14 protein-coding genes are annotated in these 20963 nt (G+C 67.1%); 8 read left to right on the top strand and 6 right to left on the bottom strand.

Annotated elements, in window-relative coordinates:
* Positions 1-10 precede the first annotated feature (10 nt).
* Both FOZ74_RS06050 and FOZ74_RS06045 read right to left on the bottom strand, forming a co-directional pair.
* Positions 11-844: an ABC transporter ATP-binding protein gene (locus FOZ74_RS06050; protein ID WP_255437840.1), complete on the bottom strand. Its 834-nt coding sequence runs from the start codon at positions 842-844 to the stop codon at positions 11-13.
* Positions 845-855: 11 nt separating this feature from the next.
* Positions 856-2790, bottom strand: a complete 1935-nt coding sequence (locus FOZ74_RS06045; protein WP_146912221.1) for an AMP-dependent synthetase/ligase — start codon at positions 2788-2790, stop codon at positions 856-858.
* Positions 2791-2949: 159 nt separating this feature from the next.
* Here FOZ74_RS06045 and FOZ74_RS06040 point away from each other — a divergent pair, with 159 nt between their 5' ends.
* The 8 genes from FOZ74_RS06040 (at position 2950) to FOZ74_RS06005 (ending at position 16727) form a co-directional block, all read left to right on the top strand.
* Positions 2950-4551 (top strand): ExeA family protein, encoded by a 1602-nt coding sequence (locus tag FOZ74_RS06040; RefSeq protein ID WP_146912220.1) that lies wholly within the window; start codon positions 2950-2952, stop codon positions 4549-4551.
* Positions 4552-4554: 3 nt separating this feature from the next.
* Positions 4555-5307, top strand: a complete 753-nt coding sequence (locus tag FOZ74_RS06035) for a general secretion pathway protein GspB (protein ID WP_146912219.1) — start codon at positions 4555-4557, stop codon at positions 5305-5307.
* A gap of 10 nt (positions 5308-5317) precedes the next feature.
* Positions 5318-6055: a Crp/Fnr family transcriptional regulator gene (locus FOZ74_RS06030; RefSeq protein ID WP_146912218.1), complete on the top strand. Its 738-nt coding sequence runs from the start codon at positions 5318-5320 to the stop codon at positions 6053-6055.
* Positions 6056-6444: 389 nt separating this feature from the next.
* On the top strand, positions 6445-8406 hold the full coding sequence (htpG, locus tag FOZ74_RS06025) for a molecular chaperone HtpG (protein ID WP_146912217.1): 1962 nt from the start codon (positions 6445-6447) through the stop codon (positions 8404-8406).
* A 116-nt stretch (positions 8407-8522) separates the two neighbouring features.
* The gene (locus tag FOZ74_RS06020) at positions 8523-14324 is read left to right on the top strand and encodes a beta strand repeat-containing protein (protein WP_146912216.1); all 5802 of its coding nucleotides are present in this window, start codon (positions 8523-8525) and stop codon (positions 14322-14324) included.
* Positions 14325-14401: 77 nt separating this feature from the next.
* Positions 14402-15028, top strand: coding sequence for an exosortase H (xrtH, locus tag FOZ74_RS06015; RefSeq protein WP_146912215.1), 627 nt, complete (start codon positions 14402-14404; stop codon positions 15026-15028).
* Positions 15025-15648, top strand: a complete 624-nt coding sequence (locus FOZ74_RS06010) for an exosortase H-associated membrane protein (RefSeq protein WP_255437807.1) — start codon at positions 15025-15027, stop codon at positions 15646-15648. The genes xrtH and FOZ74_RS06010 overlap by 4 nt, the downstream gene beginning before the upstream one ends.
* Positions 15649-15794: 146 nt before the next feature.
* Positions 15795-16727, top strand: coding sequence for a cation diffusion facilitator family transporter (locus FOZ74_RS06005; RefSeq protein WP_255437806.1), 933 nt, complete (start codon positions 15795-15797; stop codon positions 16725-16727).
* Between the two features lie 35 nt (positions 16728-16762).
* Here FOZ74_RS06005 and FOZ74_RS06000 read toward each other — a convergent pair whose 3' ends face one another.
* From FOZ74_RS06000 to FOZ74_RS16460, 4 genes are all read right to left on the bottom strand, one after another.
* Positions 16763-17062 (bottom strand): flagellar protein FliT, encoded by a 300-nt coding sequence (locus FOZ74_RS06000; RefSeq protein WP_146912214.1) that lies wholly within the window; start codon positions 17060-17062, stop codon positions 16763-16765.
* 7 nt (positions 17063-17069) lie between these two features.
* Positions 17070-17540, bottom strand: a complete 471-nt coding sequence (gene fliS / locus FOZ74_RS05995; RefSeq protein ID WP_146912213.1) for a flagellar export chaperone FliS — start codon at positions 17538-17540, stop codon at positions 17070-17072.
* 67 nt (positions 17541-17607) lie between these two features.
* The gene (fliD, locus tag FOZ74_RS05990; protein ID WP_146912212.1) at positions 17608-19041 is read right to left on the bottom strand and encodes a flagellar filament capping protein FliD; all 1434 of its coding nucleotides are present in this window, start codon (positions 19039-19041) and stop codon (positions 17608-17610) included.
* 231 nt (positions 19042-19272) lie between these two features.
* Positions 19273-20790, bottom strand: a complete 1518-nt coding sequence (locus FOZ74_RS16460) for a flagellin N-terminal helical domain-containing protein (RefSeq protein WP_146912211.1) — start codon at positions 20788-20790, stop codon at positions 19273-19275.
* Positions 20791-20963: the final 173 nt, after the last annotated feature.

Here is a 20963-nt window from a genome sequence, read left to right as displayed (position 1 = left end):
TGCCCCCGTCTCAAGCCGCCGTGCCCAGGTAGGCACGGATGACGTCTTCGCTCTGCTGCACCTCGGCCGGCGCGCCGTCGCCGATCTTCTTGCCGTAGTCCAGCACCACCACGCGGTCGGAGATGTCCATCACCACGCCCATGTCGTGCTCGATCAGCACGATGGTCGTGCCGAACTCGTCGTTCACGTCCAGGATGAAGCGGCTCATGTCCTGCTTTTCTTCCACGTTCATGCCCGCCATGGGTTCGTCGAGCAGCAGCACCTGCGGCTCCATCGCCAGCGCCCGGCCCAGGTCCACGCGCTTTTGCAGGCCGTAGGGCAGTTGCCCCACGGGTGTCTTGCGGTGTGCCTGGATTTCCAGGAAGTCGATGATGTGCTCGACGAATTCGCGGTGCGCAAGCTCTTCGCGCTCTGCCGGGCCGATGCGCAGCGCCTGCATGAGCAGGTTGCTTTTGATCTTCAGGTTGCGCCCGCTCATGATGTTGTCCAGCACGCTCATGCCCTTGAACAGGGCCAGGTTCTGGAAGGTGCGCGCCACGCCCATCTCCGCCACCTGGCGGCTGTTCATGTGGCTGAAGGTCTGGCCACGGAAGGTGATCGAGCCCTCCTGCGGCGTGTACACCCCGTTGATGCAGTTGAGCATCGAGCTCTTGCCCGCGCCGTTGGGGCCGATGATGGAGCGGATCTCGTGCTCGCGCACGTCAAAGCTGATGTCGGTGAGCGCGCGCACGCCGCCAAAGCGCAGGCTGATGTGCTTGACCTCCAGAATCACGTCGCCGATGGTTCTGGGGCCATTTTGGCCTGTAGCGCCCGACTGGCCTGCGCTTGCAGCTACTGTTGGCATAGCATTGTGGTTCATGCCGCCTTCCTCGTGACGGGGTGGACCTGGGCCTTCAGGATCTTCAGCGTGGCCGATACCGTGCCGCTGCGCCCGTCCTCGAACTTGACCCTGGTTTCGATGAACTGCTCGTCCCTGCCCCCGTACAGGGCGTCGATCAGCACCGCGTATTTCTCGGCCACGAAATTGCGCCGCACCTTGCGCGTGCGCGTGAGCTCGTCGTCGTCGGGATCGAGCTCCTTGTGCAGCACCAGGAAGCGCGCCACCTGGGTCTCGCCCATGCCCTCCTCGGCGGCCAGGTCGGCGTTCACCTGGGCCATGCATTCGCGCATCATCTCCAGCACCTCCGGCTTGCCCGCCAGGTCCACATAGCCGGCGTAGGGCAGGCCGCGGCGCTCGGCCCAGTTGCCCACCGCGTCGAAGTCGATGTTGACGAAGGCGCAGACCTCGTCGCGGTCGTGGCCGAAGCACACCGCCTCCTTGATCTGCGGGAAGAACTTGAGCTTGTTCTCGATGTAGTTGGGCGCGAACATCGCGCCGCTACTGAGCTTGCCCACGTCCTTGGCGCGGTCGATGATGCGCAGCTGTCCGGCCGCGTCGATCAGGCCCGCGTCGCCGGTGTGAAACCAGCCCTCGGCATCGAGCACCTCGGCGGTGTCCTCGGGGCGCTTGTAGTACTCCTTGAGCAGCGCCGCGCTTCTCACCAGCACTTCGCCGTTGTCGGCAATGCGCACCTCGACGCCCGGCGCGGGCTGGCCCACGGCCGACAGTTCCACCTGGCCGTCGCGCTGGATGCAGACATAGGCCGAGGTTTCGGTGGAACCGTAGAGCTGCTTGAGGTTCACGCCGATGGAGCGGAAGAAGCGAAACAGGTCCGGCCCTATGGCCGCCCCCGCGGTATAGGCCACGCGGATGCGCGACAGTCCCATGACGTTCTTCAGCGGCCCGTAGATCAGCAGGTCGGCCGCGCGGTATTTGAGCCGGTCCCAGGCGCCCACGGGCTTGCCGTCCAGGATGTCCGCGCCCACGCGCTTGGCCAATTGCATGCAGCGCTCGAACAGCCAGCGCTTGATGCGCGCCGCGTCTTCCATGCGGATGGAGACCGAGGTCAGCAGCCCTTCGAAGATGCGCGGCGGCGCGAAGTAATACGTCGGGCCGATCTCGCGCAGGTCGATCGCCACGGTGCTTTCGTCTTCGGGGCAGTTGATGGTGAAGCCCACCGCGATCCACTGCGCGACGGAAAACAGGTAGTCGCCCGCCCAGGCCGGCGGCAGGTAGGAGACCACGTCTTCGGCCGGCGTGAGGGCGTCCACTTCCTGCCCGCCGCGTGCGGCCAGCACGAAGCCGGCGTGGCTCAGGCACACGCCCTTGGGCCGCCCGGTGGTGCCCGAGGTGTAGAGGATGATGGAGGTGTCTTGCGCATCGAGCTGCGCCAGCCCCGCCTCCCACGCGCCGGGGTGGGCCGCGTCCCAGGCGCGGCCTTTTTCCAGCAGCGCCTGCACGCTGACGAGGCCGGGCTGGTCGTAGTGGCGCAGGCCGCGCGGGTCTTCGTAGAGGATGAATTCAAGGCCGGGCAGGCTCTCGCGGATCTCCAGCAGCTTGTCCACCTGCTCCTGGTCTTCGGCGTAGGCAAAGCGCACCTCTGCGTCTTCCAGCACGAAGGCCATCTCGCCTGCCACCGCATCCTGGTACAGCGGGATCGGCACGCCGCCCAGGCTTTGCACCGCGATGAAGCCCATGTAGCAATAGGGCCGGTTGCCGCTCACGAAGGACAGGTTCTCGCCGCGGCGAAAGCCCAGCGCCGCCAGGCCGCAGGCCATGTGACGCACGTCGCGCGCCACCTCGGCCCAGCTCCAGGTCTGCCAGATGCCGTACTCCTTCTCGCGCAGCGCCGGCGCCCCGGGGCGCTCCTTGGCTTGCTGCAGCAGCAGATGGGGGAAGGTGCTCGTCATGCCTGTGGTCGGTTCGGTTAACACGTACAGCTACCGATGGTGCGATCTGGTTTGACGGAATTTTGTCTTTGCAACGACAATTTAGGGGTTAATGCCCCCTGGGTAAAACCCTTGGTTTCCGGCCCGGGGCCGGGCAGGCGCCCCCGCTATCCTCAGCCCATGTACGCAGCCTATTTCGGCCTGGAGCAGCTGCCCTTCTCCATCGCGCCCGATCCGCGCTATCTCTTTCTGAGCGAGCGCCATCGGGAGGCGCTGGCGCACCTGCTCTACGGGCTGGACGGCGGGGGCGGCTTCGTGCTGCTGACCGGCGAAGTGGGCGCGGGCAAGACCACGGTCTGCCGCGGCTTTCTGCAGCAGATGCCCGCGCACTGCAGCGCCGCCTACATCTTCAACCCCAAGCTCAGCGCGCAAGAGCTGCTGGGCACGGTGTGCGACGAATTCGGCGTGGCGCTGCCCGCAAACCGGCGCGGGCCGCCCACGATCAAGCAGTGCGTGGACGCGCTCAACGCCTGGCTGCTGGCCCAGCACGCGGCGGGCAAGAGCTGCGTGCTGGTGATCGACGAGGCGCAAAGCCTGCCCAGCGACGTGCTCGAGCAGCTGCGCCTGCTCACCAACCTGGAAACCGACGAGAAGAAGCTGCTGCAGATCGTCCTGATCGGCCAACCCGAGTTGCGCGCGCTGGTTGCGCGGCCCGAACTCACGCAGCTGGCGCAGCGCGTGATCGCGCGCTACCACCTGGGCGCGCTGAGCAAGGGTGAGACCGCGCAGTACGTCGCCCACCGCATGGCCGTGGCCGGCTGGCAGGGGCCGCTGCCCTTTGCCCCGGCGGCGCTGGCGCGCGTGCACGCGCTCTCGGGCGGCGTGCCCAGGCGCATCAATCTGCTGTGCGACCGCGCGTTGCTGGCCGCCTATGCGGGCGGGCACAAACAGGTGGATGCGCACACGGTGCGCGCCGCCGCGCGCGAAGTCTTTGACGGCGCCGCAGAGCCCGTCGGCACCCGGAGCCGTTGGCCTGCGGCAGCGCTGGGGCTGGCGGCAGGCGTGCTGCTGACCGGCGCGGCGCTGGCGCTGTCCGGCCACTGGCCCTGGGGCGGCGCTGCCCCGGGCGCCACGCCCGCGGCCGTGGCGGCGGCCCCGGCGGGCGCGCAAGCCGGCGCCGCCGGCGCGCCATCGGTGCCTGCGGCGGACGAAAGCGCGCTCTGGCGCCGCCTGGCCACCCTCTGGGACGCGGAGCTGCCCGAAGGCGCCTTGCCCTGCACCGGCCCGCTGCCGGGCGCGCTCGCTTGCTGGAGCACCACGCAAGGCGACGAAGCCCTGTTGCGCCGGCTGGACCGCCCGGCGCTGCTGCGCCTGCAAGGCACCGGTGCGCCTGCCGGCTTGGTGCTGCTGCGCACGCTGCACGAGGGCCGCGCACAACTGCTGGACGCGCGCGGGCAAGCCAGCGAGCGGCCCTGGAGCGAACTGGCCGCCGCCTGGAGCGGCGCCGCCTTCACCCTGTGGCGCAGCCCGCCGGGGCTGGATGCGGGCGGCGTCGACATCGCCGCGACCGAATCCGGCGCCCAATGGCTGGCCGCGCAGCTGGATCGCGCGGGCGTGGCCGGCGCGCCGGCGCTGCGTACCCGCGTGCGCCAGTTCCAGCGCGCCCAGGGCCTGCAAAGCGATGGGCTGGCCGGGCCGCTGACTTTGATGCGGCTGAACCGCGCATTGGGTACGGACGGGCCGCGCCTGCTGGCGCCACCCGCCGCACCGGGGGAGCCTTGAGCCATGTCCACGATCCTTGACGCCCTGCGCCGCGCCGAGCATGAACGCCAGCGCGGCAGCGTGCCCAGCCTGCATGCCCAGGCGCCCCTGCTGGCCGGCATGGGCGGCGCGCGCGACCCTGTTCGCGCGCCGCGCTGGCCCTGGGCGCTGGCGCTGCTGGCCACCGCCGCGCTGGCCGCTGGCCTGGCCTGGCGGCTGGCATCCACGCAGCCCGCCGCCGACCCGCAGCCGCGGACCGCCGTCCAAGGCCGTCTGCCTGACGCGTCCGCGTCCGCGTCCGCACCTGCACCGGCTTCCGCTTCGTCTGCGGCGGCAGACGCCGGGGCACCAGCGCCTGATGCCCTGGCCCCGGCCGTGCCGCCGGCGCCACGCAAGCGCGCGGCGGCGCGCAGTGCCGCAGCAGGCACTGCGCCCAAGCCCGCAGGGGTCGCCAGCGCCGCGGCAGCGCCACCGGTGCCGCTCGCCGGCATCCCTGCTGCGCCGCCGGCGCATGCGTCGAAGGCGCCACCGGCGCCAGCCACCGGTTCGGTGTTCGCGCCGCAAGACCTGCCGGCGTCGGTGCGCGCCGCGCTGCCCGGCCTGCACCTGGCGGGCGTCACCTGGTCGGATGATCGGCGCCTGCGCATGGCCATCGTCAACGGGCAGGTGCTGCACGAGGGCGAGGCCGCGGCCCCCGGACTGGTGCTGCAGTCCATCGAGCAGACACGTACCGTCTGGGCGTTTCAAGGTTACCGCGTGGCCTTGCCGGCGCAGTAGGGGAGGGCAGATGCTGGGCGACTCACCGATCTACCAGCGCCGGCGCGCGCCAACCCCGCGCGAGCTGGCCGACATCCCCTGGCTTGCGCGCCTGACGCCCAGCGAGGGCGCGCGCGCGCGCGCCGCGCTGGTGGTCGGCGACGCCTATCCCGGCGACTACGTTTGCCGCACCGGCCGGCCCGTGACCTACTGGTTCGGCATCATCGACGGTCTGCTCAAGATGACCATAGACAGCGCGCGCGGCGATGCGGTGACCATCATCGGCGTGCCTCCGGGCGGCTGGTTCGGCGAGGGCACGGTGCTCAAGCGCGAACCCTATCGCTACAACATCCAGGCGCTGCGCAAGAGCCTGGTGGCGGGCTTGCACATCGACACCTTCCACTGGCTGCTGGACCATTCGATAGGCTTCAACCGCTTCATCATGGACCAGCTCAACGAGCGTGTGGGCCAGTTCATCGCCGCGCGCGAAACCGACCGCCTGCACAACCCCGACGCGCGCGTCGCGCTGAGCCTGGCGGCGCTGTTCAACCCCGTGCTTTACCCCGGCGTGCGCCAGGTGCTGCGCATCACGCAGCAGGAACTGGCCTACCTGGTAGGCCTGTCGCGCCAGCGCGTGAACGAGGCGCTGGCGCGGCTGCAGGACGAAGGCGCCATCCGCGTCGAATACGGCGGCCTGCGCGTGCTGGACGTGCAGGCCCTGCGCGCGCACCTGCAGCCCGAGGTGCGGCCGGACGCGCACGGGCGTTGAGGGCGGCGATGTCGCCCGCGCCGCGGCATTCCCCCTCCCCCTCCGGGGGAGGGTTGGGATGGGGGCCAGCAGCAGTACCGCGCCCACGTCGCCGCGATGGCTGCGTCAGCAGCCCCCATTCCTGCCTTCCCCCCAGAGGGGGAAGGAGCGCCCGGCAGGGCAAAGATCAAATGGGAAATCGGCCCCCAACGCTTGCTGTACAAGCGTTAACAGCTATCGTTTTATAAAATTCCCGTCATGCCAAGCCGATCAGCCCAGCCTGGCAGGCCGCCTGCCTCAAGCGGTTGAAATCGCCGCGCCTGCCCTTATCTGCCACACGCCGTGCCCGTTCGCCGGCCGCAAGACGGTGGCAGCGGGCGCTTTTCTCAGGTCCATTCGTCGTGTCATCCATGAGCAAACAACACCATTCCTTTCAGGCCGAAGTCGCGCAACTGCTGCACCTGGTCACGCATTCGCTGTATTCCAACAAGGAGATCTTCCTGCGCGAGCTGGTCTCCAACGCCAGCGACGCCTGCGACAAGCTGCGCTTCGAGGCGCTGAACGACGCCAGCCTGTATGAGGACGCACCCAATCTGGAAGTGCGCGTCTCCTTCGACAAGGACCAGCGCACCATCACCATCCAGGACAACGGCATCGGCATGAGCGCGCAGGAGGCGATCGACAACCTGGGCACCATCGCCAAGAGCGGCACGCGCGACTTTCTCAGCCGCCTGTCCAGCGAACAGAAGGCCGACGCCACCGAGCAGGGCCAGCTCATCGGCCAGTTCGGCGTGGGCTTTTACTCGGGCTTCATCGTCGCCGACAAGATCACCGTGGAGTCCCGCCGCGCCGGCCTCAAACCCGAAGAGGGCGTGCGCTGGACCAGCGGCGGCGCGGGCGATTTCGAGGTCGAAACCATCACCCGGCCCGAGCGCGGCACCGCCGTCACCCTGCACCTGCGGGGCGACGCCGACGAATACTTGAACGCCTGGAAGCTCAAGAGCGTCATCGGCAAATACTCCGACCACATCAGCCTGCCCATCCTGATGGAAAAAGAGGAATGGAAAGAGGCCGAAAAGGAAGGCGAGCCGGGCGCCATGGTCAAGACCGGCGAATGGGAAGCGGTCAACAAGGCCAAGGCCCTGTGGGCGCGCCCCAAGAAGGACATCAGCACCGAAGAGTACGAGGAGTTCTACAAGGCCATCAGCCACGACTTCGAGAAACCCCTGACCTGGAGCCACAACCGCGTCGAGGGCAACACCGAATACACCCAGCTTTTGTACATCCCGGCCAAGGCCCCGTTCGACCTCTACACCCGCGACAAGCACGCGGGCATCAAGCTGTACGTCAAGCGCGTCTTCATCATGGACGATGCCGAGGCGCTCATGCCCGGCTACCTGCGCTTCGTCAAGGGCGTGATCGATTCGAGCGACCTGCCGCTGAATGTCTCCAGAGAGCTGCTGCAGGAAAGCCGCGACGTGCGCCTGATCCGCGATGGCTCGGTCAAGCGCGTGCTGGGCATGCTGGAAGACCTGGCCAAGCACGACAAGCATGAAGCGTCCACCGACGCCGACGGCGTGACCGACGTGGTGAGCGACGAAGACAAGGCCAAGGAAGGCAAGTACAGCCAGTTCTACGCCGAATTCGGCGCCGTGCTCAAGGAAGGCCTGGGCGAAGACTTTGCCAACCGCGAGCGCATCGCCCGGCTGCTGCGCTTTGCCTCCACGACGGGCGACACGGCAAGCGTGAGCCTGGCCGACTACAAGGCACGCATGAAGGAAGGCCAGGAGGCCATCTACTACATCACCGCCGAGACGCTCGCCGCCGCCAGGAACAGCCCGCAGCTCGAAGTTTTCAAGAAGAAGGGCATCGAGGTGCTGCTCATGACCGACCGCGTGGACGAATGGGCGCTCGGTTATCTGCAGGACTTCGACGGCACGCCGCTGCAATCCGTCGCCAAGGGCGCGGTGGATCTGGGCAAGCTGCAGGACGAAGCCGAAAAGAAGGCCTTTGATGAAGCCGCCGAAACCTTCAAGCCGCTGCTGGCCAAACTCAAGGAAGCGCTGAAGGACAAGGCCGAAGACGTGCGCGTGACCACCCGCCTGGTCGATTCACCCGCCTGCCTGGTCGTCAAGGACGGCGACATGAGCAACCAGCTTGCGCGCCTGCTGAAACAGGCCGGCCAGAAGGCGCCCGAGGTCAAACCCGTGCTCGAAGTCAACCCCGAGCACCCGCTGGTCAAGAAGCTGGACGCCAGCGTGCACTTCAACGACCTGGCGCAAATCCTGTTCGACCAGGCCCTGCTGGCCGAGGGCGGCCTGCCCGAGGACCCGGCGGCGTATGTGAGAAGGGTGAATGCGTTGTTGGTGTGAGCCATTGAATTGCCAATGAATGTCAATAGGGGCCGTGCAGGTTGAAACTGCACGGTCACACAGGTGACAAATGACATAAAGTAAGCCGGTACTGACCATTGTCACGGCTACTGTATATGTCGATAAGAAGCATTCTGGGGGGGTTGGCGCTGCTGCCCTGCGTCGCATTCGCGACGACCACCATCAACCAGTCTTTCGTGCCGGACACGCTCTTTCAGGGCGACCCCAGCACCTACACGGTCAAGATCTGGAACGACAGCACACAGGTGGCGGTGACGGATGTGGCGTTCACCGCGCTGCTCGATCTGCCGGGGGCCTTGCCGGCTCCGAAGATTTCGGTGATCACGCCGCTGGACACCACTATCAGTGGCTGTGGCGCGGGTGCTGCGCTGAACGCCGATCCTGGGACCAACACCGTGCAACTCACCGGCGCCACTGTCGCTGCCGGCACGGGGTCGGGCAGTCCGGGGGAGTGTGTGGTCACCGTGAAGGTGAGCGCGGCAGTGTCGGGCAACCACATTGTCAGCATCCCGGAAAATACCGATCCGACGCCTACCATCTCCGGTTTCACCTACACCGAAAACGGCAAGAAGGAATACAACACCACCGACGCCAAGGCCACGCTGCTGGTGCGTTCCATGGCTGCTCCCAGGGGCAGCAAGACCTTCAGCCCCTCGCCCAGCTTCACCGGTCGCCCCACTACGCTCACCATCACGCTGACCAACCCGAACGTCGGGGAAGGTCAGACCATCCCGCTTACTACCTTTACCGACACCCTGCCCACGGGCATGGTCGTTGCGCCCGTGCCGAATGCGTCGGTGACCTGCACTGGCACCGGGTTCAGCAATGGCACGTTCAGCCCCGGCGTGGGCGACACCGCCGTGACCCTCGCGGGCGGCACCATCGGGGTGAACGGCACCTGCGAGATGAAGGTCGACGTGGTCGTCAACGCGCTCACGCCCGCGAACGCCGCCTCGCAGACGTTTGACAACATCGTGGCCGCGGGCGCCATCGGCAATATCCGCGGACTCAGCAGCCCGACGTTCCACCGGCAGGTACAGGTGAGGCAACCCATCTCGATGGCCAAGTCGTTCACGCCATCGACCATCCCGGTCAATGCGCCCTCGATGATGGAGATCGTCGTCACCAACAATGGCGGCACGGCGCTGACCAACGCGGGTTTCGTAGACAACTTCCCGGCCGGACTCGTGGGCGCGGGTGGCGCGGCTTCGGTCACGTGTACCAGCGGCACCGACGGCATTGCGACGGTGGATACGGTCTCCAACCCGAACAAGGTCACGCTCACCGGCGCCACCGTCGCGGCCAATGGCGGCACCTGCACGATCGAGGTGCCGGTCACGTCCACGACCGAGGGGGCGTACAAGAACGAACTCCCGGCGAATGCCGTCACCAACGACCAGGGCATCAGCAGCCCGGCGATCGACGCCACGCTCAACGCCTATGCGCAGTTGCAGGTGGAAAAGACGGTGACGCCGGCCAACGTGGCGCCCGGTCAGTGGGCCACCTTCACGGTGAACATCCGCAATTACGCCAATGGCCCCGTGAACAACTTGCAGTTCACCGACGTGCTGCCCACCGTGAATGGCCATCCCATGCTGGTGGATGCTTCGCAAGGGCCTGCCGGTTGTGGCATGGGTTTCAGCGGAATCGGCACCAACACGCTCAGCGGCACCAATGGCAGCATTGGCGGCGCCACGATGACGGCGCCGCCATCCCCCGGCCTGTGCACCGTCACCTTCCGCGCGCTGGTGCCCGCGGACGCGGCCACGGGCGAGACATTCGTCAACACTCTGCCGACCAGCACCGCGGCCTCTGGTACCGGCCCTGGCGGGGCGACCAGCAACACCAACACCGTGTCGCGCAATGTCGCGGTGGTAGATGCGGTCGATCTGACCAAGGCCTTCAGCCCGACGAGCATCGCCTCGGGCCAGACCTCGCAGCTGACCATCACGGTATTCAACCGCACGGTGAGCCCGATGACGGCGATCGACCTGACCGACAACCTGCCCGCCGGCCTGGTGCTCGCGGCCAACCCGGCAGCGAGCACCACCTGCGGCGCCGGCGCGCTGACGGCGGTGCCGGGGGACAACAAGATCAAACTGACGGGTGGCTCGGCCCTCGCGCGTCCCGGTGCCAGCGAATCGGCCTCCTGCACCATCACCGCGCTGGTGACGGCGACCGCGCCCGCTACATACACCAACACCCTGCAACCGGCTGATTTCACATCGAGCGCGGGCAAATTCGTCGGCCCCCGCTCGGCCAATCTCGCGGTCACCGCCGGCCTTGCCGCGGTCAAGAGCTTCGTGCCTGCCAGCGTGGGCGAGGGCGGCGTGGCGCGAGCCACGGTCACGCTGACCAACCAGACCAATGGCGTGCTGACCAATGTGTCGATCAACGACACTGGCCTCTCCGGCGGGCTGACGGTGGCCAATCCGGCGAATGCCGCTACTTCCTGTGGCGGCGCGCCGATGATCACCGCCAACCCCGGTGCCACCAGTGTGCGCCTGGACGGGGTGCGACTCGACGGCGCGCAAACCTGCGATTTATCGTTCGACGTACTCGCCAACGGTGTGGGGCCGTGGGTCAACACCATCCCGATCAATCAGATCACCAGTGCCGAAGGGCCGAGCAACGCCGCGCCGGTGACGGCGACTCTGGGTAAGGAAAGTGCCGACCTGTCGCTGAACAAGGCCTTCAATCCGCTGCTTGTCACCGGCAACGAGCCGTCGGTACTGACGATCACTGTCATCAACAATTCGGCACAGGCGATCAACAACGTCTCTTTCACCGACGTCTTCCCCAGCGGCATCCAGGTGTATTCGGCGCCTGATGCGCAAACCACCTGTACTGGCGGCACCGTGGCGGCGACGCCCGGCGGCACCCAGGTCGGGCTGACCGGGGCAGCGCTGGCGGGCAACGGCGCCTGCACGGTCACGCTCAAGGTGACCTCGGTGGCCTACCTGAACCTGACCAATACCATCCCGGCGGGCGCCGTGACCAGTCAGGGCGGCTACACCAATCTCACGCCCACGTCGGCCACGCTGTCCACGCTGCAGGGGCTGGGCGTCTCCAAGGGGTTCGAGCCCACCTACGTCGCTCCCAATGAGGTTTCGCGTCTGAAGATCAAGCTGGTCAACACCTTTGATCCGAACATCCAGAACCCGGTGGTGCTCACGGGCCTGACGTTCACCGACGTCCTGCCCTCGGGCCTGGTGTTCGCCGCCGTGCCCAACCCGGCGGCCACCTGCATCGGCGCGCAGATCAACGTGAACACGCTCACGCAGGCGCTCACGCTCTCGCACGTCACGCTCAGCCCGGGCGCCACCTGCGACGTGGAGGTGAACGTCACCGCCGCCAGCCTGGGGGCCTATCTGAACAACATTCCCGCCGGCGCGATCACGACCGACCAGGGCGTGACCAATCCGACGCCAGGCGAGGCCACGCTGAACGTGGTCGACGGCCCGACGGTGGGCAAGTCCTTCAGCCCGGCGACGGTGACGGTGGATCAGACCTCGCAGCTCATCGTCACGGTGAACAATCCGGCGGCGGTGGCGCTCACCGGCGTGGCGCTGACCGACAACCTGCCGCCGCATGTCGCGGTGGCCAATCCGGCCAATACCACCACTACCTGCACTTCGGGCAGCGTCACGGCTTTGCCGGGTGCGTCCACCGTGTCGCTCTCGGGCGCCAGCATCCCGGCCGGCGGTTCGTGCCAGTTCCGGGCGATGGTGGTCGCCTCCCAGGCGGGCACCTTCAAGAACACCATCGGTGCGAAGGCCGTCACCAACCAGCAAGGCCTGACCAACGGCAACCCGACCGATGCCGACCTGAACGTGCTGGCCCCGCCCGAAGTGAGCAAGCGCTTCGCGCCGTCGCAGATTGCATCGGGGGGCGATATCAGCACGCTTTACATCCGGCTCGAAAACAGCAACGCCACGCCGATCACGCTCACTGCTGCGCTCGTGGACGCGCTGCCCGGCCTGCCTGCGCCTGGTCCTGGACAGATTTCGGTTGCACCCGTGCCGAATGTGAACGGCCATGTGCCGGGTGGTGAAACGGCCTGTACCGCAGGCTCCGTCACTGCGGGGGCGGGTGCCAACAGCATCACCTACGGCAGTGGCGCCACGATCCCTGCTGGCGGCTGCACCATCACGGTGGACGTGGTGGGCTCGCACACCGGCAACTACCTGAATACCATCGCCGCCGGTCAGCTCAAGACCAGCGCGGGCAACAACCCCGAACCGGCCAATGCCACGTTGGGTGTGGATAAACCCGCCGCGCCGACGGTGCTCAAGGCCTTCAACCCTACGCAGATCGCGGCCAATGGCGTCTCGCGCCTGACCATTACGCTGGGCAACCCGAACGCCACGGCGCTGACGCTGGCTGGCGACATGACGGATACCTTGCCCACGGGCGTGCTGGTCGCTCCCACGCCTGGCATCGGCGGGACTTGCCCCGGCGCCGTGACGGCGGCTGCGGGCACCGGTACCGTGGTCTATGCCACTGGTGCCAGCATCCCGTCCGCAGGCTGCACGATCGAGGTGAACGTGACGGCGGCTGTGGCTGGCTCCTACACCAACACCATTCCTGCGGGCGGCTTGGTCACCAATGAAGCTGGCTCCAACCCCACGCCCGCCGTCGCCGGCCTGGTGGTGACTTCGCCAAACAACCCGACGGTGCTCAAGGCCTTCTCGCCCGGCACCATCAACCCCGGCGGCGTCTCCACGCTCACCATCACGCTGGGCAACCCCAATGCCGCCGCGGCCACGCTGACCGCGGATCTGGTCGATACGCTGCCGGCCGACGTATTGGTGGCCGACCCGCCCGCGCTTGGCGGTAGTTGTACCGGCACCAAGGAAGCGGCGGCTGGCGGTGGGGCCGTGACGTACAAGAGCGGTGGCACCATCCCTGCAAATGGCTCGTGCACGATCACGGTGAACGTCACCTCCGCCGCCCCGGGCGGGCCGTATGTCAACACCATTGCGGCGGGTGATCTGAAGACCAGCGTCGGCAACAACGGCGCGCCGGCCACGGCCAATCTGCTCGTGAACCCCGGCCAGCCGCCGAGCGTGAGCAAGAGCTTCTCTCCGGCGTCCATCGCCTCGGGCGGGCAATCGACGCTCACGATCTCCCTGGGCAACGGCAACGCCAAGGCGCTTACGCTCACGAGCGACATGGTTGACACCCTCAACAACATGGAGGCAGTGATGCCAGCCGTGACCACGGGCACCACCTGTGATGCCGCCTCGGTCGAGGTGGCAGCGGGCAACGTGACCTACAAGACGGGCGGCACGATCCCGGCGGGTGGCTGCGTGATCGCGGTGCGCGTGACCTCCTTGACGGCGGGCACGTGGGCCAACACCATTGCGGCAAACGCCCTGAAAACCGATGGCGGCAACAACCCGGTGGGCACGGCGGCTGATCTGACGGTGGTCACTGTCGCTCCCGGCACCACCGCCTCGCTCAGCGGCAACGTCTACCACGACCGCAACGACAACGGCCTGATCGACCCGGGCGAGGAAGGCATAGGTGGCGTGACGATCAATCTGCTGCAAGGCGGCAGCGTGATTGCCACGACGACGACCAACGGCGCGGGTCAGTACAGCTTCACCAACCTGCCGCCGGGCACCTACACGGTGCAGGAAGTGCAGCCGGCCGGCTGGACCGACGGCAAGGACACCGCGGGCAGCAACGGTGGCACGGTGACCAACGACTCCATCAGCGGCATCGTCCTGGTGGGCGGAGACGCAGCGACCGACTACAACTTCGGCGAGCACAAGATCGCCAGCCCGGCGAGCATCCCCACGCTCTCCGAGTGGGGCCTGATCCTGCTGTCGCTGATGCTGGGCCTGCTCGCCTGGCGCCAGCACGCGGGTGCACGCCGCCGGCGCATGTAAACGGCACGCTCGGCAGACGGGAAAACGGCAGACCTTGCGGGGCCTGCCGTTCTCATTTCATCGGCCAGAATACGCCCATGCTGCGCTTCTTCCTGCTCTTTCTCGGCATCCAGCTCTCGCTGTTTGGCGTGAACATGCTCAACTGGGTGCAGCAGCATGCGGTGCTGCCCTGGACGGCGCTGCTGGCGCGCATCAGCGCGGGGCTGGTTACCTGGTTTGACGCCAGCGCGGCCGCGCAGGGCAAGGTGTTGTGGAATACCGCCACGGGGTTTGGCGTGTCGATCGAGCCCGGCTGCAACGGCATCGAGGCCTGCATCGTGCTGGCTGCGGCCATCCTGGCGTTTCCCGCGCCCTGGCGCAGCAAGCTGCGCGGCCTGCTGATCGGCAGCGTGGCGGTGCAGGCGCTGAACGTGGTGCGCGTGATCAGCCTGTTCTACATCGGGCAATGGAACACCGCGGCCTTCAACTTCGCGCACGAGTTTCTGTGGCAGGCGCTGATCATGCTGGACGTGCTCGTGGTCTGGTTGCTGTGGGTGCGCACCACCACGCGCGCCGGGGCGCAGGAAGGCGACGGTCCGCCGCCCAACGAGCCGCCCAACGAGCCACCCGCGGCGCCGCCGTCGCCCCCGCGCCCGGCAGCGCCGCGCGGTCAGGGTGTGGTCAGCCATTCGCCCGACCTGTCGCTGCCCCACGCCCGCGCATGACCGCCGCCGCGCCACCCCGACCTGGCCCCGTGCTGCTGCGCTTTGCCTTGATTGCGGCCGCGGCCATCGTGGTGCTGACGCTGGCCTGGTCCAAAGCCTCACCCTGGCTGTCCTATCCGGTGGCGGCGTTGTCGCACGTGGTGCTGGAACAGGGCGCGCCGATGTGGGTGCGCAGCGTGCACAAGGCGCCCGGCAGCATAGAGGTGGATACGGCGGTGAGCGTGCGGGATCCGCAGTCCGGGCGCCTGGGCGACGTGGTGCTGGAGGCCGACCCCGGCCGCTATGCCTATGGCCTGCCGATCTTCCTGGCGCTGTTGCTGGCCGCCTGGCTGACGCACCGCACGCCGGGGCGCCTGGGGCGGGCGCTGCTGGGTTATCTGTTGCTGTTGCCGGCGCAGGTTTTCAGCCTGGTGATGTATTTGTGGATGCAGCTTGCGGGCGCGGCGCAGTACCAGGCGCGGCTGCTGTTCATCGACCCGTGGCAGCTCGAACTAATCGTCTACGGCTACCAGCTGGGCGTGCTGGTGCTGCCTACGCTGGCGCCGGTGCTGGTGTGGCTGCTGCTTGACCAGCGGTTTTTCAAGGACGTGATCATCCCGGGCTGGAAGCGGCGGCCCTAGCGGCGGCTGCGCCCGCTTGCCAACAGGCCCTGCGGGGCGATGGCAAGCGTGCTAGTGTCCCGCGTCGCCACCGCCGCGAAGGCTGTGTGCGGATTCGCCCCTGGCTTCATGCACGAGGGCGCCAGAAACTCCGTTTTTCGCATTGCATGCTGATACCTGCTTCCTCCCTGCTCGCCCGCATGGCCCCGCGCCACTGGCTGCTGGTGTCCATCGCGGTGGCGGTGCTCACCATCGTGCTCAAGACGCTGGCCTGGTGGGTGACCGATTCCGTCGGGCTGTTGTCCGACGCGCTGGAGTCCTTCGTCAATCTGGCAGGGGCGGTGTTTGCGCTGGCCATGGTCACGGTGGCCTCGCGGCCGGCGGATGAAGACCACCCCTTCGGCCACCACAAGGCGGAGTATTTTTCATCGGGTTTCGAGGGGATCCTGGTCGTGGGGGCGGCCATTGCCATCCTCTGGGCAGCGGTGCTGCGCCTGCTGCATCCGCAGCCGTTGCAACAGCTTTCCTGGGGGGTGGGCCTGGCGGTGCTCAGCTCGGTCTTCAACGGGCTGCTGGCCTGGGGCATGCTGCGCGCGGCGCGCACGCGCCGCTCGGTGGCGCTGGAGGGTGATGCGCGCCATCTGATCACCGACGTGTGGACCTCGGGTGGCGTGGTCGTTGGCCTGTTTGCCGCAGGCGCCACCGGCTGGCATTGGCTGGACCCGGTGGTGGCGCTGCTGGTGGCGCTGAACATCCTGAAAGAGGGCGGCGCGCTGGTCTGGCAGGCCTCGCAAGGGTTGATGGACAAGGCGCTCGCGCCGGGCAAGCTCGAACGCATCGACGCGCTGCTGCAGCGCTACGCCCAGGCCAGCGGGCGGGTGGTGTACTTTGACAGCCTGAACTCCCGGCGCGCGGGCAGCCGCAGCTTTGTGCAGTTGCACATGCACGTGCCTGCCCACTGGACGCTGGGGCGCGCGGCCACGGAGCGCGCCACGGTCGAAGCCGAACTGATGGCGGCCGTGCCGGGTCTGGTCGCCACGATAGAGCTGCTGCCCATAGGCAGCAACACCGTGTTCGAACAAATGGAGGTGCAGGAGTAGGCCGGTGCGTGGCCCACGCCCGGGCTCAGCCTGCTTCAATGCACGGTCTGGGCTTGCTGATCCATCAGGCCGTCGAAGCGCGCGAGCCAGGGCTCGGCCAGCAGGCGGATCTGCGCGTCGTTGCGCAGGATGCGCTGCATGATCCGGCTTTTTTCGCGGCGGTGCGCGGGCGCGAGTTTTTGCGTCTGGGCGTGGTAGCGCAATTGCTCGATCAGCACCGAGCAGGTGCTTTCGCAGCGCACCACCTCGTCCCAGTTTTCCACCTGGGCTGCCTGCAGCATGCGCTGGCTGCTTTCCTCGATGGCCTTGTAGTAGTCGATGAGCGTTTCGGGCATGGCGTGTTCAGGCGTTGGCGACCATGGGATGGTGGATGGCGTGCGGCGCTGCCCCGGCTGCCATGCTTTCGTGGTTGGCGGCCGACGGCTGCTTCATGGCCTTCCAACCCTGGGCGATGGGTTCGATCAGGCGCGCCACTTCCGCCAGCATGGCGTCGTCGTTCTTGACGTTGGCCTCCAGCAGGCGACGCAGCGCATAGTCGTAGACGGTTTGCAGGTTGGCGGCGATCTCGCCACCGTTGTCGGTGTCCAGTGCCGTCATCAGCCCTTCTTCAACGATGCGCACCGCCTTGCCGATGCTCGCGCATTTTGCCGGCACGTCCTGGCGCGCCAGCGCGCCCCGGGCGGCGGCCACCGCGCCCAGCACGCCGTCCAGCAGCAGGCTGACCAGCTGGTGCTGGTCCATGGTGTGCATGCTGGTTTCGACGTTGATGCGCTGGTAGGCGGAAGCGGCGCGGGGAGGGAAGGCGGTGAGCATGGCGGCTGTCCTGTGGCTGTCTTCTAGGCCTGATATCGGCAACTGGCCGGGAAACTGAAGCCCGCCCTCACATCTTCTGCTTGTTCCAGGTTTCCACCTGCTGCGCGATATAGGCGTTGAGCGCGTTGAGCTTGCTCATCTGCGTGTCCAGCGCGGTGTAGCGCGCCTTGAGCAGCGCCTCGGTGCTGTCGGCCCGGTCGTTGATCCGGGCGATCTCCTTGGCGTTGCGCTCCATGGTGGCCTTGAGCTGTTTGTCCTTGGAGGCGAAGAAGCCGTTGGTATCGAGCAGCTGCGCCGTCGCCGCCTTGATCTTCTCGGCCACGCCGTCCACTGTTGCCGCGCTGCCGTCGGCGCCGATGAACAAGGCCTTGACCGCGTCCGGGTTCTTGAGCGCTTCGTCGAGTTTGGCATTGTCGATGGACAGGTCGCCACCCTGGATCATGCCCAGGCCTATGCTCGACAGCGTCTTGTAGGGCCCGGTGCTGCTGGAGATGGATTGCACCACGTTGCGCAGCTGGTTCTGCAGCGTCACGGCGGCAGAGTCACCCTGCAGCAGGCCGCCCTTGCCCGTGGCGCTGTCGAATTTGGTCAGGTCATTGAGCGCCTGGTTGGCGGCGTTGTAGGCCACCACGAAGTCCTCGATGTTCTTCTTGACGGCCTGTGCGTCCTTGCTCACCGTGATTTCGACGGGTGCCGTGGTCAGCTCGGTCACCTTGAAGGTGACGCCGGCAATGGCGTTTTCGAAGGTGTTGGTGCTGGAGCTGACGTCAAACAGCCCGTTGATCCGGGCCATGGCATTGGCGCCCGCATTCGCGCCGGGGTCGCTGGAGAGCCCGTTGGCCAGGCGGGAAAGGCCGGCGCCGTCGTCCATGTCGCCATCGGCATCGGTCACCGACATGCGAAAGCCCGCGTCCTCGCCCGTGGTCTTGCTGCGCAACATCAGGCGCTGGCCGGTCACGTCCGTCACGATGGTGGCGGTGACGCCGGCGTTGGCACCATTGATCTTGCCGGCGATGTCCGACAGCGTGTCGGTGGCGCCGATCTCGATGTTCACCGCGGCCGTGTCGCCGGCCGTGAAACTGCCGCCGTCCCAGCGCCCGATCTCAAGCGTGAGTGAACCCGCGCCCACCGCCTGGTTGCCGGCAAGGGAGGCCGAGGTGGACACCTGGGCCTTGGCCAGCTGGCTCACCTCCACGCTGAAGGTGGTTTCCACGGTGCCGCCGATGGCGGTGGCGGTGATGGCCTTGTCGTTGGATGAGGTGGCCGCCACCGCATTCCAGCCGGTCACGCTGGCCAGCCTGCCTGCGGCCAGTTGCAGCGACGACACCAGCGACTGCAATTGGCCGAAGGTGGAAATCCTGGCTTCGGCGAGCTTGTTCTGGTCGTTCAGGCCGTTGGCGCGCGTGATCGGCAGCTTGACCGCGTCCACCGACGCCTGAATCAGCCCATTGACATCGACGTTGCCGCCCAGGCCGACCCCGATGGATGAAAAACTGGCCATTTCCGCCTCCCTGCACTTGCGCCCGCCGAGCAAGCGGACATTATCAAACCAGCGGGTGCGCACGTGTCCGGGAAAAGCCCGGTGCATCTGCGCTACTTTGCCCCACCTGCGCCGGAATGCGCCAATGCGGCCGGAGCCCCGTGGCCCCTGCCGCATTGCATCAAACGCTCTCCGGGGAGAGGGCCGGGCGCCGTTTCAAACGGCCACCCCGCCCCTCGCCCCCGCGCTGTCTCAGCGCAGCAGGGCCAGTACGCCTTGCGGCAACTGGTTGGCCTGCGCCACCATGGCGGTACCGGCCTGCTGCAGGATCTGGGTGCGCGACAGGTTGGCGGTCTCCGCCGCGAAGTCGGCGTCCAGAATGCGCCCGCGGGAGGCGGACATGTTCTCGGACGTGACCTGCAGCGCGGCGATCGAGGTCTCGAAGCGCGACTGCAGGGCGCCGAGCTTGGCGCGTTCACCGGCGATGTAGGACAGGGCCGAGTCCACGGTCTTGAGGGAGTGCGTAGCCTTGTCGAAGTCGGTGATGTCCAGGTCGGAGACCTTCTTCAGGTCCGAGTTCTGCACGCCGGTGGCAATCACGTTGGTCGTGGTCGAATCGATGCTGAAGGATTTGTCCGAATCCAGCATGATGTAGCCGCTGACAGCCACCGCCACCGCTGTAGTGCCGGTCCCGGTCAGCGTCTGGGCGGAGCCAGCGGCATCGAGCCCACCGCTGCCATCGCTGGCCATCTTCGTGGCCCCGATGTTGCCTGCATTGACTGCGGCGGTCTTGCCCACTGCGATCGTGTCACCGGTCTCATTGGTCAGCACGATGGCCGTAGCGTCCGCATTGAGCGCGGCGATGACTCCGGTCTTGGAAGACTGCTCGTTGATGGCCTGAACGGCGGCGGACAGGCCTTCGGCGCCCTGGGTGGCCGTCAGCGAGAAGGAGATGGTCTTGGCATCGCCCTTGTTGGTGCCGGTCTCCAGCGTCATCGCGTAGGAACCAGCGGAACTGAAAGTCAGTTCCACGGCCGTGCGAGCTGTGGCAGTAACCCCCGTCGACTGGGTCTGCTGATTGATGGCCTGGGCCACGTCCTTGGCGTGTGCCGCCGAGGCCACGTTGACATCCGCGCTTCCAAGCGCGCCGTTGATGGCAATCGTGCCACCCACCACGCCGTTGGAGCTATAGGCGTTGGCAGCAGTGGCGGCGGCTTGGGCGGCTACACCGCCGGCGGCCGTGCCCGACACCTGGTTGTTGCCGTAGACATTGGTGCGCAGGTTGGCCGTGGCCGCCACGATGGTCTGGTTGGCGTTGGCGCCCACCTGGAACCGCTGGGTGCCGAAGTTGCCATCGAGCAGCTTTTGCCCGTTGAATTCGGTGGTTTGCGCCACGCGGTCCAGTTCGGATACCAGCTGATTCACTTCCTGCTGCAGCGCCTGGCGGTCAGATGCACTGTTGGAGGCGTTGGCAGACTGCACGGCCAGCTCGCGGATGCGCTGCAGCATGTCGCCGGCGGCCTTCATCGCGCCTTCAGCGGTCTGCGCCAGCGAAATGCCGTCGTTGGCGTTGCGCGCCGCCTGGTTCAGGCCGCGGATCTGGCTGGTGAAGCGCTCGGAAATGGCCATGCCGGCCGCATCGTCCTTGGCGCTGTTGATGCGCAGGCCCGACGACAGGCGCTGGATGGAGGTATTGAGCGAACTCTGGCTCAGACCCAGGTTGCGCTGGGCGGTCAGCGAGGCGACGTTGGTGTTGATAGTGGCGGCCATTGCAAATTCTCCTTCAAGGAAGCTGATGAATATGGCGGTGTCGCCATGTGGGCCCATGGCTGAATGGCCCAGCCCACAGTGCCCGGAGGGGCCTTCTGGTGGCGGCGGAGGTGTTACGCCCCGTTGCAAGCTATTTCGACCGGCCGGCGTGGAACTTTAGGCCTGAATTTGCA

Source organism: Comamonas flocculans (assembly GCF_007954405.1).
GTDB classification, from domain to species: Bacteria; Pseudomonadota; Gammaproteobacteria; order Burkholderiales; family Burkholderiaceae_C; genus Comamonas_C; species Comamonas_C flocculans.
The sequence above is the reverse complement of the archived record's forward strand: the minus strand, read 5'-3'. Positions and strand labels throughout refer to the sequence as shown.

Coding starts and splice junctions, on each gene's coding strand:
- FOZ74_RS06050 (WP_255437840.1), bottom strand. CDS start 844: ATGCCAACAGTAGCTGCAAGCGCAGGCCAGTCGGGCGCTACAGGCCAA.
- FOZ74_RS06045 (WP_146912221.1), bottom strand. CDS start 2,790: ATGACGAGCACCTTCCCCCATCTGCTGCTGCAGCAAGCCAAGGAGCGC.
- FOZ74_RS06040 (WP_146912220.1), top strand. CDS start 2,950: ATGTACGCAGCCTATTTCGGCCTGGAGCAGCTGCCCTTCTCCATCGCG.
- FOZ74_RS06035 (WP_146912219.1), top strand. CDS start 4,555: ATGTCCACGATCCTTGACGCCCTGCGCCGCGCCGAGCATGAACGCCAG.
- FOZ74_RS06030 (WP_146912218.1), top strand. CDS start 5,318: ATGCTGGGCGACTCACCGATCTACCAGCGCCGGCGCGCGCCAACCCCG.
- htpG (WP_146912217.1), top strand. CDS start 6,445: ATGAGCAAACAACACCATTCCTTTCAGGCCGAAGTCGCGCAACTGCTG.
- FOZ74_RS06020 (WP_146912216.1), top strand. CDS start 8,523: ATGTCGATAAGAAGCATTCTGGGGGGGTTGGCGCTGCTGCCCTGCGTC.
- xrtH (WP_146912215.1), top strand. CDS start 14,402: ATGCTGCGCTTCTTCCTGCTCTTTCTCGGCATCCAGCTCTCGCTGTTT.
- FOZ74_RS06010 (WP_255437807.1), top strand. CDS start 15,025: ATGACCGCCGCCGCGCCACCCCGACCTGGCCCCGTGCTGCTGCGCTTT.
- FOZ74_RS06005 (WP_255437806.1), top strand. CDS start 15,795: ATGCTGATACCTGCTTCCTCCCTGCTCGCCCGCATGGCCCCGCGCCAC.
- FOZ74_RS06000 (WP_146912214.1), bottom strand. CDS start 17,062: ATGCCCGAAACGCTCATCGACTACTACAAGGCCATCGAGGAAAGCAGC.
- fliS (WP_146912213.1), bottom strand. CDS start 17,540: ATGCTCACCGCCTTCCCTCCCCGCGCCGCTTCCGCCTACCAGCGCATC.
- fliD (WP_146912212.1), bottom strand. CDS start 19,041: ATGGCCAGTTTTTCATCCATCGGGGTCGGCCTGGGCGGCAACGTCGAT.
- FOZ74_RS16460 (WP_146912211.1), bottom strand. CDS start 20,790: ATGGCCGCCACTATCAACACCAACGTCGCCTCGCTGACCGCCCAGCGC.